The sequence below is a fragment of the Pseudoduganella buxea genome (assembly GCF_009720835.1).
GTDB classification, from domain to species: domain Bacteria; phylum Pseudomonadota; class Gammaproteobacteria; order Burkholderiales; family Burkholderiaceae_D; genus Rugamonas; species Rugamonas buxea.
Map to the genome: position 1 here is coordinate 1 of NZ_WNKZ01000139.1, position 10,782 is coordinate 10,782.

A 10,782-nucleotide genomic window follows, 5' to 3' on the forward strand; every position below is an offset into this window, starting at 1 on the left:
AGGCCGGAACCGTCGGCGGCGCCGCTGGCCCGTTCGCTGTCGTCGACGTCGACCACGCGGCCATAGACCCGGTAGTGGCCGCCGCTGGCCAGGGTGCCGCCATGGCGCACGGTGGCGTCGCGCTCGCGGCTGCCGGCCGACAGCGCCGCCAGGCCGCCCTGGGTGTCCTTGGCCGAGCGGGTGATGACGTTGATGACGCCGTTGACGGCGTTGGCGCCCCAGATGGTGGCGCCGGGGCCGCTGATGACTTCGATGCGCTCGATATCCTCCATGACGACATCCTGGGTATCCCAGAACACCCCGGAGAACAGGGGCGAATACACGCTGCGCCCGTCGACCAGCACCAGCAGCTTGTTCGAGAACGGGCCGTTGAAGCCGCGCGCCGTGATCGCATAGTCGCGCGCGCTCTGGCGCGCCACCTGCAGGTTCGGTGCCAGGCGCAGCGCCTCGGGCAGCGAGCGCGCACCGCTGCGGCGGATGTCGCCCGCGCTGATGATGAAGACGGAAGCGGCCGCGTTGGCCAGGCGTTCCTCCTGGCGCGACACGGACGTGATGACGACGTTGTTCAGTTGTTCCAGCGACAGGTCGGCGATGTCGAGCAGCGGGGCGGACCCCGGTACATCCTGCGTGTGCTGCGCCTGCGCCTCTCCGGCCATGGCCGCCGAAGCCAGGACCAGTCCCGCCGCCAGGGCGAGTGGACGTTTTCTGATTATATGCATAGCCGTGGGCCTGCCATCCCGATTGTCCTCAGCGATTATAAGCACTTCCATCCTGCATCCGTATACGGTAGAGCTGACAGCTTTGCAAAAAAAGAAACGCGACGCTTTTTCGCCACACTGCAGGCGCCGTCAGGAACACGGCAGCGCGGCAGCCCGGCCGGGCCGGATTCGCTATACTGTCGGCCCATGGAAAAGTACACGCATTTACCCGATGAATGGGACCGCTGGCTCGATGCCAGCGTGGAGAAGGATTGCCGCCCGGATGACATCCTGGCCGCGATGGTGGCCGCCAACTATGACAGCGCCTTCGCCGAACAAGCCATTGCCGCACGCTTCGCCCAGCGCGCCGCCGGCGAACGGCGCCCTGCCGCCGAACCCTACCGCTACGGCACGCCCCGCATCTGCCACCAGGGCAACCTGATCCGCACCAGCGACCGCGACGTGCGCGTGCTGGTGCGGCTGAACGAACCGGTGGTAGCCGTGCTGGACAATGTGCTGTCGGCCGAGGAATGCGACGCCGTCATCGCCCTGGCGCGCGACAAGCTGGCGCCGTCCGCCACCTTGAGCCCGGCCACGGGCAAGAACCAGGTGCGCGAAACCCGCACCAGCAGCGGCGCCTTCCTGCCCGAAGCCGACAGCGCGCTGCTGCGGCGCCTGAACCGGCGCATCGCGGAAATCACCAACAGCCCCGTCGAGAACGGCGAGGCGCTGCACGTGCTGCATTACGGCGTCGGCGCGGAGTACCGGCCCCACCCGGATTATTTCGAACCAGCAAGCCCTGGCTTCGCCGCCACCTTGCGACGCGGCGGCCAGCGCGTGGCCACCCTGATCATCTACCTGAACGACGTGGAGGACGCGGGCGACACCGTGTTCCCGCAACTGGGGCTGTCGGTGGTGCCGAAAAAAGGCGCGGCCGTCTATTTCGAATACATGAACGAGGACGGCCAGCTCGATGCCGCCACCTTGCATGGCGGCGCGCCCGTCGGCGCGGGCGAGAAATGGGTGGCCACCAAGTGGGTGCGGCAGGACGTATTCCGTTGACGACGCGGCGCTGGCGGCGTGCTGCCGGCGCCGCCCTTCAGCTGCTATCGTTACTTCAGCTGGAAAGGCTCATCGAGCCCGAGACGCCGGTACTGCGCTCGGGGCCCATCTGGTCGATGATGCGCTTGCCCTGCTCGACGCCGCCATCGCGCTCGCCCAGCGGCACGTAATAATGGAACAGCGGTTCGCCATCCTTGTAGACCGAGCCCAGGCAGATCTCGTAGCCCTTGTACTCGACGGCATTGGACTGCATCATCAATGTTTCCAGCATGGTAGCCTCCCCGTTTATGGCCGGCGGCGGGCTCCGCCCGGCCTTGTGATCTGATATCCGCTCCCGACAAGGCCGAGTATGCCGTGCGCCGGGGGCGCGAACTGTGCGCGGCCTCACGCAGTGCGACGGGGACATCGCACCGGAACAACAATCCTGCAACGAACCCGGGTCAACCCCGGCGCAGCGGAATCACCTTCATCTCGTCCTGCGGACGCATCATGTCGATCACGCGGCAGTCGCCGCACATCTTCATGCGGTCCAGGTTGCCCGCGAAGGCTGCATGCTGGGACAGCTTCGCCAGCATCGTTTCGATCATCTGCAAGGTGCCGAAGGGCTTGTTGCAGCAGATGCAGTGGAAGGGTTCGGAGCCGTGCATGACCACGGGCGTGTTGCGCGTGGCGGCGAACGACATGCGCGGCACCAGCGCGATGGCGTCTTCCGGACAGGTGTTGGCGCACAGGCCGCACTGCACGCAATTCTTCTCGACGAATCGCAGCTGCGGCAAGGTGTCGCCGCCCAGCAGGGCCGAGGCGGGACAGGCGCCCACGCAGGCCATGCACAGGCTGCAGGCATCGCGGTTGACGGCGATGGCGCCGAACGAGGCGCCGGGCGGCAGTACCACCGTTTCCGGCTGCACCGGCGCGTGGCGCTGCAAGTGGTCGAGCGCGTATTCCAGCGTATCGCGCTTGGCGGCAGCGACGTCGAACGTGGCGACCTGGTCCGGCCCCTGCCCCGGCACGGGCTGCGCCGGGTTGGCCGGGTCGAACAGCCAGAAGTGGGGGCCGGCGTAGCCCAGCCCGGCCATGATGGCCTGGCCGATGGCCATCTGCCGCGCCAGCGCCTCGCCGTACTGGGGCGCCTCGCCGCCGGCCAACAGCACGGCGACGCTGCCGGCGCCGTAGGCCAGCGCCGTCAGCCACAGGTCCAGGCCGGTCGATGCCGTGTGGTGCACGGGGAACGGGATGATGCCGGCTTCAAGTTGCGCGGGCGGCCGGCCGGCATCGTGGAACAGCACCACGGGAGGCGCGGCCGGCACGCCCGCCTCGCGGTAGGCCCGCAGCGCCGTCTTCATGCGCCGGCCCATCTGGCCGGGAGTGGGATAGGCGTACGACAGGGCGCCCGTCGGGCACACGGTGCCGCAGGCGCCGCAGCCGGCGCACAGGTAGGGATTGATCTTGACCAGGTCGCCCGCGCCGGTAATCGCGCCGGCCGAGCAGATGTCGACGCAGGCATTGCAGCCCACCAGCGTGTTGCGGCCATGGGCGCACAGCCTTTCCTTGTACAGGAAATACTTCGGCTTCTCGAACTCGCCCACCATGTCCAGCAGCGCGTCGGCCGCGGCCCGGCGCGCCAGCGGGTCGGCGCCGGGCGCGAAATAGCCGTTCGGCGGCTGGTGCGTGGCAATCAGCGGCGCACGGTCCAGGTCCAGCACCAGGTCGAACGAGTCCTGCCGCGCCGCCTCGCCCGTGGCCTGCCAGCGCACGGCAAAGGCGCCCAGCCAGCCCGTCAGCGCGATGGCGTCGGCCTGCAGCACGGCGTAGGCGCGCGGATCGAAGGCGGCAGGCGTCTCGTCGCGCAGCAGCACGGTGACGAACAGGGCCTGCGCCAGGTAATCGGCCAGCGGCAGTGCCTGCGCGGCCGGGCCGATCACCAGGGTCTTGCCGTTCGAGCGGTAGGCTACCGCATCGACCGCCTGGGTCGGCGGCAGGTTTTCAAGCGCGCGGACGGCGGCCAAGGTTGCATGCAGCTCGGGGCAATCCGCGCCTTCCTGGAATGGTACGTTCATGACTTCGTTTCTACGGGGGTGGTTGGGGTGCCGGGGTCTTCGGCGTCGTTGGCGCCGGCCGGTTCGGCCGGGTCGGCATGCGTGGACGATGCCGGGTCGGCCTCGGTCGGATGTTCGGGCACGGTGCCGGCGGGTGTGGTTTGCGCCGGCTCGTCGCCTGCCTGCGTCGTTTCGCCTTCCGGCTTGTCCTTCGTCTCGTCCGCGCCGCCGAACACGCTGCGTGCGTGCTTCAGCGCGGCCATCATCGCGGCGGGAATCGGGTCGGCCTTGTTGTAGTCGCCAATATAGATGTCCAGCCCGTCCATCGCGTTGAAGTGGGGGTCGGCGAACATTTTCTTCAGGGCCAGGCGCCGCACGGTGGCGTCGACCCCTGGTGCGACGAAGCGGCCGAAGTCGGCGTCGGACTGCAGGCGCGCCACGTCTTCCAGGGTGGGCAGCGCCGCCGGTGGTGCGCTTTCCGCCGCCGGCACGAGCGTCGATGGGGGGGCGGCCGGCGCGACCGGCTGCGCCCCCTGCTGCTCGCGCGCCTTCAGGCGCGACCAGCGCCGCAGGAAGCCGCCGTCCTCGATGGCGCCGTCAGCCATGCTGGCGCCCGCGCCGCGGCTTCGGTGGCTGGTAATGCGCCTGCAGGTAGGCCTGCAGCCAGGCCTGGATCTCGGCCGGCATCGGCACGCCGTCGGCCGATTCGCCCGAATCGAACATGCGCGTGCCTTCCACGTAGCTGACCGAGGCGCGCACCGGCATGGCGCGGCCCTGCTCCATCCGCCACAGCACGAACACCTTCGATTCCGGCGCCATGAAGTTCTCGAAGTAGCCTTCGTTCTCGTCCGGGTACAGCTCCAGCTCCAGCCCGGAGACGAGGTAGTAGTCCCGCTCGGGGCTGGCGCTCAAGGTCTGCACGGGCGGCGGCGTTCCGGCCGGGTGGACGGCGCGGTCCGGCACGATGCCGACGGCGGCCCAGGCCTCGCCGGCCCAGCGGTGTTGCGGTGTGCGGCGCTGCATGATCACCGCGATCGGCATGCTTCCCAGTTTCATTTGGCGTTCACGGTCGGTGGCGTGCCTTTCGGTACGGCCTGGGTCTGGCGCTTCTTGATGTCCTCGCTGGGAGCGGCCGTGCCGGCCTTCTCGCTGCGCACGGCCACCACGGGCGCTGTCGTTGCCGCGGTGGTCGGCGCGCTGACGGCGGCGGCGGGCGCGGCCACCGGCACGGGCGCATGCGTCGGCCAGCCTTCCTTGGCGGCGCGGGCGCGCCAGCGGTCGCTGATGGCATCCATCGTCGCCAGCAGGGTTTCCTTGTCCTTCTGGGCCTGGGCGTCGGCTGCGGCTTTCTTCTGCGCGGCAAGCGCCGCCTGCTGGGGATTCGGCGCCGGCAGGGCGGCATGGGCGGCGCCGGTCACCAGCGCAATGGCGGCGATGCCCAGCAGACGCATGATCCCGATGTGCGGCGTACGTTTCATGTCGGCTCCTCGTTCAATGGGTTTTCGCCGCGCCTGCGGCAGGGTCGCGGTGCGCCGCCGGTGCACCGGCGCCGACCTCGTGCCCTGGCGACGCGGGCTTGCCCATGTCGCCCGGCGGCAGCGTCGTGCCCGGCCGGCCCGCGCTTTCCGGCTTGCTGGTGCCGGACGAGGGGCCCTGGCCGGATTCCTGCACGGTGCCGGCCGTGGCCGCGCCCGACGTGGTGCCACCCGAGCCGCCGGCGATGCCGGGCGTGCCGCCGGCGTAGGTGGCATCCGTGACGGGCCTGCTGGTGGCGGCGATGATCTGGCCGCTGGTGGCGCCGCCGGCCGACACCTGGCCGGGGAATTTGGTCTGGACGATGCCGTTGGCCACCGGCTTGTCGTCACGGCCGCAGCCAGTGGCCAGCACGGCCACGGCGGCGATCAAGGCGAGTGCTTTCATCAGTGCCCCCTCGGCGATGGACCCGGGCCGCGCACGGTGCCGGAGACGGGCGCGGCGGCGCCGTCCTTGACCTCGTCGTACCACAGCTGGTGGTGGGCCTTGGCCCATTCTTCGTCGACGTGGCCTTCGCGCATGGCGCGGTAGGCGCCCGGCGTGCCAAGCGTGCCGATATAAATGTGGCCCATCGACGCGACGATATAGAAGGTGGCGCCCAGCAGGTGCAGGTAGTTCGCCACCTGCATGACATAGCGGGTCTGGCCGACGGCGAAGTTCAGTACCAGGCCGCTGATCGACATCACCAGGCCCAGGAAGAACACGCCCAGCCAGAACCAGGCCTTCTCGCCGGCGTTGAAGAAGCCGGCCGGCACGTGCTTGTGGGTGACGAGGCCCCCGCCCTGCTTGACCCACTGCCAGTCCGCCTTGCGCAGGTAATTGCGGCGCAGGTAGGTGAAGAACATGGCGACCGAGCAGGCGATGAACAGGGGGCCGGCGAAGTTGTGCAGGTACTTCGACACGAAGGCGACGGCGGCGAAGACGTCATGGCCCATCCACGGCAGCATGATCACCTTGCCGAACAGGATGATCAGGCCCGTCACGGCCAGCAGCAGGAAACTGATCGCCGTGGCCCAGTGCACCCAGCGGTCCCACTGGCTGAAGCGCTGCAGGCGCCGGCCGGAATCGGGGGCATCCGTGCGGGCCGGGCCGACCGCGCTGTAGAACACGAAGATGGCCAGCAGGGCCAGCACCAGCAGCATGCCGGCGAAGGTAGCGATGGGGCCGTTGCGCAGCTCGCGCCACGTATTGCCGCCCCGCTGGACGATCACGTTCGCCTCCGTCGAGCCGTACTGCCCCAGGTAGTGGCGGTCGATGTGCACGCGCCCCGAGGCCGTCGAGCCCAGGCCCGGCTCGGGCGTGCGCGAATCGGCTTCCACCTGCAGCATGGTCTGTTCTTCCGCATAGGCCGGCACGGCGTCCTTGTTCGGCACGCCGGCCCAGGCGCCCTGCGCCGCCACCAGCAGGAACAGTGTCAGGGTCAAGGTCACCAGCCAGGCCAGCGGCCGGCGGTGGAAGGGCGTCCTTGCCCGCGTCACGAGCGTGGAGGGTTGGTCGCGCATGACTGTCTCCTTCACGGGTTGGCCCGGTTGTATTCGTTCTGCTTGTCGTTGCGGTTCATGATCGTCGCCATCCAGGACAGCCGGTCGCCATGAAAACGCGTCTGGTAGTGGCGCGGGTCCTTCTTGCCGGCGTACGCACCCTCCTTCCAGGCCGGATGCTGTTCCGCTTCCAGGCAGCCCGTCAGCGCCAGCGGCAGCAGCAACGGCAGCACCAGCGCCCGCACCATCGAGACCCGGCGCCGCGCCTTCATGGAATCCTCCACGGATCGTTCTGGGCGTCGCTGGTCTGCTGGTTCTCGCGCGGCAGGTCGCCCCGCACCTGGCTCTCGCCGCCCCGCTTGGGACGGCCGTAGGCGATCTTCCAGCCCCACAGCTCGGGGCCGTAGCCGCGCGTCTCGACGCGCTGGCGGTAGATCCGCGCCACCGTGTCGGCGTCGCCGGCCAGCAGCGCCTTGGTGCCGCACATCTCGGCGCAGGCAGGCAGCTTGCCTTCGGCGATGCGGTTACGGCCGTACTTCTTGAATTCCGCTTCCGACGTGTCGGGCTCGGGCCCGCCGGCGCAGAAGGTGCACTTGTCCATCTTGCCGCGGTGGTTGAACAGGCCCGTCTCGGGGAACTGCGGCGCGCCGAACGGACAGGCGTAGTAGCAGTAGCCGCAGCCGATGCACTGGTCCTTGCTGTGCAGGACGATGCCGTCTTCCGTGTGGTAGATGCAGTTGACGGGGCACACGGCCAGGCACGGCGCATCCGTGCAATGCATGCAGGCCACCGACACCGAGCGCTCGCCCGGCACGCCGTCGTTGATCGTGACGACGCGGCGGCGGTTGATCCCCCATGGGATCTCGTGCTCGTTCTTGCAGGCGGTCACGCAGCCGTTGCAGTCGATGCAGCGCTCCGTGTCGCAGATAAATTTCATTCGTGCTGCCATGCCGTTCTCCCGTTCCATCCCGTTGACTTCAGGCGCGCGCCAGCCGGCACAGCGATACCTTGGTTTCCTGCATCATCGTCACGGCGTCGTAGCCGTACGTCCATGCCGTGTTGACGGACTCGCCCCGCACTTCCGGCGCGCCCCCTTCCGGATAGTGTTTTTCCAGGTCCTCGCCCATCCACCAGCCGCCGAAGTGGAAGGGCATCCAGACGATGCCGGCCGGGACGCGCGGCGTCACCATGGCCATCATCTTCAGCCGCGCGCCGGTGGGGGTCTCGATCCAGATGTATTCGCCCAGGGTGGCGCCGATCTGCGCCGCGTCCTGCGGATTGACCTCGCAGAACATGTGCTGCTGCAGCTCGGCCAGCCACGGGTTGGAGCGGGTCTCCTCGCCGCCGCCCTCGTATTCGACCAGCCGGCCCGACGTCATGACGAGCGGGTAGTCCTTCGAGAAATCGACCGCCTGCACGGATTTGTACAGGGTCGGCAGGCGCCAGAAATTGGCCTTGTCGTCGTACGTGGGGTACTTCGCCACCAGGTCGCGGCGCGGCGACAGCAGCGGCTCGCGGTGCACCGGCACGGGGTCGGGGAAGTTCCACACGTGGCAGCGGGCCCGCGCGTTGCCGAACGGGGCGCAGCCGTGCGCGATGGCGACGCGGATGATGCCGCCCGAATTGTCCGTCTTCCAGTTCTTGCCTTCGGCCTGGGCCTGTTCGGCCGGCGTCAGCTCGGACCACCAGCCCAGTTTTTTCAGGAACACGTGGTCGAACTCGGGGTAGCCCGTATCGAGTTCGCTGTCGCGGTTGGTCGAACCGTCCGCCGCCAGCAGCGACACGCCGTCCTTGTCGACGCCCCAGTTGGCGCGGAACGGCAGGCCCCCTTCGGCGATGGTCTTGGACAGGTCGTACAGGATCGGCGTGCCCGGGTGCTTCATTTCCGGCGTGCCCCAGCATGGCCACGGCAGGCCATAGTAGTCGCCCTTGCAGGGGCCCGACTCGGCCCGCAAGGTGGTCGGATCGAAGGTGTGCTTGTTCTCCATGTGGAGCTTCAGGCGCTCGGGCGAGCAGCCCGTGTAGCCGATGGTCCAGCACGAGCGGTTGATCTCGCGCAGGATGTCTTCCACCACCGGCTCGTTCATGACCACCTTGATGTTCTTGCACAGCTGCTCGTGGAAGCCCAGCTTGCGGGCGAACAGGTACATGATTTCATGATCCGTCTTGCACTCGAACAGGGGCTCGATGACCTTCTCGCGCCACTGGATGCTGCGGTTCGACGCCGTCACGGAGCCCTGCGTCTCGAACTGCGACGCGGCCGGCAGCAGGTACACCCCTTCCTGGCGGCCGTGCATGGCCGCCGTCAGGCTCGGGTAGGGGTCGATCACCACCAGCATGTCGAGCTTCTGCATGGCCGCCTTCATGTCCGGCAGGCGGGTCTGGCTGTTCGGCGCATGGCCCCAGTAGAACACCGCCTTCAGGTTGGTCGGCTGGTCCATGTACTGGGCTTCCTCGTTGACGGCGTCGAACCAGCGCGACACGGTGATGCCCGGTTTTTCCATCAGTTCCTTGGAGCCGTAGCGGCTCAGGAGCCAGCTGTAGTCGACGCCCCAGGCGGTGGCGAAATGCTTCCACGCCCCTTCGGCCAGGCCGTAGTAGCCGGGCAGCGAGTCCGCGTTCGGCCCCACGTCGGTGGCGCCCTGCACATTGTCGTGACCCCGGTAGATGTTGGCACCGCCGCCCGGCACGCCGATATTGCCCAGCGCCAGCTGCAGGATCGACAGGGCCCGCACATTGGCCGTGCCGACGTGGTGCTGCGTGATGCCCATGCACCAGACCACGGACGATGGCCGGTTCAGCGCCAGCATCTCGGCGGTGGTGCGCACGGCCGCTTCCGGCACGCCGGTGACGTCCGAGACTTTCTCGGGCGTCCATTTCGCCACTTCCTTGCGCACTTCCTCCATGCCGTAGGTACGGTCGGCGATGAACTTCTTGTCTTCCCAGCCGTTGGCGAAGATATGCCACAGGATGCCCCACACCAGTGCGATATCCGTGCCGGGCCGCACGCGCACGTAATGGTGGGCGAAGCGCGCCGTGCGCGTGAAGCGGGGGTCGATGACGATCATCTTCGCGCCCAGTTCCTTCGCGTGCAGGAAGTGCAGCATCGAGATGGGGTGGGCCTCGGCCGGGTTCGAGCCGATGAACAGCACCGCCTTGCTGTGGTGCAGGTCGTTGAACGAGTTCGTCATGGCGCCGTAGCCGAAGGTCTGGGCGACGCCGGCGACGGTGGTGGAGTGGCAGATGCGGGCCTGGTGGTCGACATTGTTCGAGCCCCACATCGACACCCACTTGCGCAGCAGGTAGGCCTGCTCGTTATTGTGCTTGGAGCTGCCGATGACCATCAGCGCGTCCGGTCCGGATTGCTTGCGCAGGGCCAGCAGGCGGTCGCCGATCTCGTTGATGGCCTGGTCCCAGGAGATGCGCTCGTATTTGCCGTTCACCAGCTTCATCGGATAGCGCAGCCGGTGCTCGCCGAAACCGTGCTCGCGCACCGACGCGCCCTTGGCGCAGTGCGCGCCCATGTTCAGGGGCGAGTCGAAGGCGGGTTCCTGCCGGATCCACACGCCGTTGCTGACCACCGCCTCGACCGAACAGCCCACCGAACAGTGGGTGCAGACGGTGTGCTTGGTCTCGACCTTCGCCGCCGGCGCCGTCTCGGCCGCCGTCGCCGGCTGCATGACCGTCAGCGGCAGGTGCCGCGCCAGCGCGCCCGCGCCGGCCGTGACGCCGGCACCGATCAGGAAACGGCGGCGGCGGCGGCCCTCGTCCGGAGTGATTTTCTGCAGTGACATGTGGTGTTCCTTGGCTGGCTGGTGGCTGGCTGGCCCGGGCAAGCCCGGGCCTACCAGTACGCGGCGGTCTGGTAATAGCGCCGGATATGCTCGGTCTCGTGATAGCCGCGCGATGCGGGCGCCGCCTCGGGCGCCGCCACGGCGACGGCTTCGGCCGCCGGCGCCTGCCCGGCCACCA

12 protein-coding genes are annotated in these 10,782 nt (G+C 68.5%); 1 reads left to right on the forward strand and 11 read right to left on the reverse strand.

Going from position 1 to position 10,782, the window contains the following annotated elements; genetic code table 11:
* On the reverse strand, positions 1-719 hold a 719-nt coding region (locus GM672_RS25990), incomplete at its 3' end, for a TonB-dependent receptor plug domain-containing protein (protein ID WP_229417955.1).
* A 186-nt stretch (positions 720-905) separates the two neighbouring features.
* Between GM672_RS25990 and GM672_RS25995 the strand changes: the two genes are divergently transcribed.
* A complete protein-coding gene (locus tag GM672_RS25995) occupies positions 906-1,760 on the forward strand; it encodes a 2OG-Fe(II) oxygenase (protein ID WP_155473422.1) in 855 nt (284 codons plus the stop codon).
* A gap of 55 nt (positions 1,761-1,815) precedes the next feature.
* Here GM672_RS25995 and GM672_RS26000 read toward each other — a convergent pair whose 3' ends face one another.
* The 10 genes from GM672_RS26000 to GM672_RS26045 form a co-directional block, all read right to left on the reverse strand.
* The gene (locus GM672_RS26000; protein ID WP_155473423.1) at positions 1,816-2,031 is read right to left on the reverse strand and encodes a hypothetical protein; all 216 of its coding nucleotides are present in this window, start codon (positions 2,029-2,031) and stop codon (positions 1,816-1,818) included.
* A 169-nt stretch (positions 2,032-2,200) separates the two neighbouring features.
* A complete protein-coding gene (locus tag GM672_RS26005) occupies positions 2,201-3,817 on the reverse strand; it encodes a 4Fe-4S binding protein (RefSeq protein ID WP_155473424.1) in 1,617 nt (538 codons plus the stop codon).
* Positions 3,814-4,401 carry a DUF3306 domain-containing protein gene (locus GM672_RS26010; protein ID WP_155473425.1) on the reverse strand — a complete coding sequence of 196 codons (588 nt, stop codon included), beginning with the start codon at positions 4,399-4,401 and terminating at the stop codon, positions 3,814-3,816. The genes GM672_RS26005 and GM672_RS26010 overlap by 4 nt, the downstream gene beginning before the upstream one ends.
* Entirely contained in the window at positions 4,394-4,852 is a 459-nt protein-coding gene (locus tag GM672_RS26015) for a DUF3305 domain-containing protein (RefSeq protein WP_170300254.1), read from the reverse strand. Before GM672_RS26015 ends, GM672_RS26010 begins: the two co-directional genes overlap by 8 nt.
* The gene (locus GM672_RS26020) at positions 4,849-5,274 is read right to left on the reverse strand and encodes a hypothetical protein (protein WP_155473426.1); all 426 of its coding nucleotides are present in this window, start codon (positions 5,272-5,274) and stop codon (positions 4,849-4,851) included. Before GM672_RS26020 ends, GM672_RS26015 begins: the two co-directional genes overlap by 4 nt.
* A 13-nt stretch (positions 5,275-5,287) precedes the next feature.
* On the reverse strand, positions 5,288-5,716 hold the full coding sequence (locus GM672_RS26025; protein ID WP_155473427.1) for a hypothetical protein: 429 nt from the start codon (positions 5,714-5,716) through the stop codon (positions 5,288-5,290).
* Positions 5,716-6,831: a formate dehydrogenase subunit gamma gene (locus GM672_RS26030; RefSeq protein ID WP_155473428.1), complete on the reverse strand. Its 1,116-nt coding sequence runs from the start codon at positions 6,829-6,831 to the stop codon at positions 5,716-5,718. Before GM672_RS26030 ends, GM672_RS26025 begins: the two co-directional genes overlap by 1 nt.
* An 11-nt stretch (positions 6,832-6,842) precedes the next feature.
* Positions 6,843-7,082 carry a hypothetical protein gene (locus GM672_RS26035; RefSeq protein ID WP_229417956.1) on the reverse strand — a complete coding sequence of 80 codons (240 nt, stop codon included), beginning with the start codon at positions 7,080-7,082 and terminating at the stop codon, positions 6,843-6,845.
* Positions 7,079-7,747 carry a formate dehydrogenase FDH3 subunit beta gene (gene fdh3B, locus GM672_RS26040; protein WP_155473429.1) on the reverse strand — a complete coding sequence of 223 codons (669 nt, stop codon included), beginning with the start codon at positions 7,745-7,747 and terminating at the stop codon, positions 7,079-7,081. Before fdh3B ends, GM672_RS26035 begins: the two co-directional genes overlap by 4 nt.
* 40 nt (positions 7,748-7,787) lie before the next feature.
* Positions 7,788-10,604, reverse strand: a complete 2,817-nt coding sequence (locus GM672_RS26045; RefSeq protein ID WP_155473430.1) for a formate dehydrogenase subunit alpha — start codon at positions 10,602-10,604, stop codon at positions 7,788-7,790.
* Positions 10,605-10,782 lie beyond the last annotated feature (178 nt).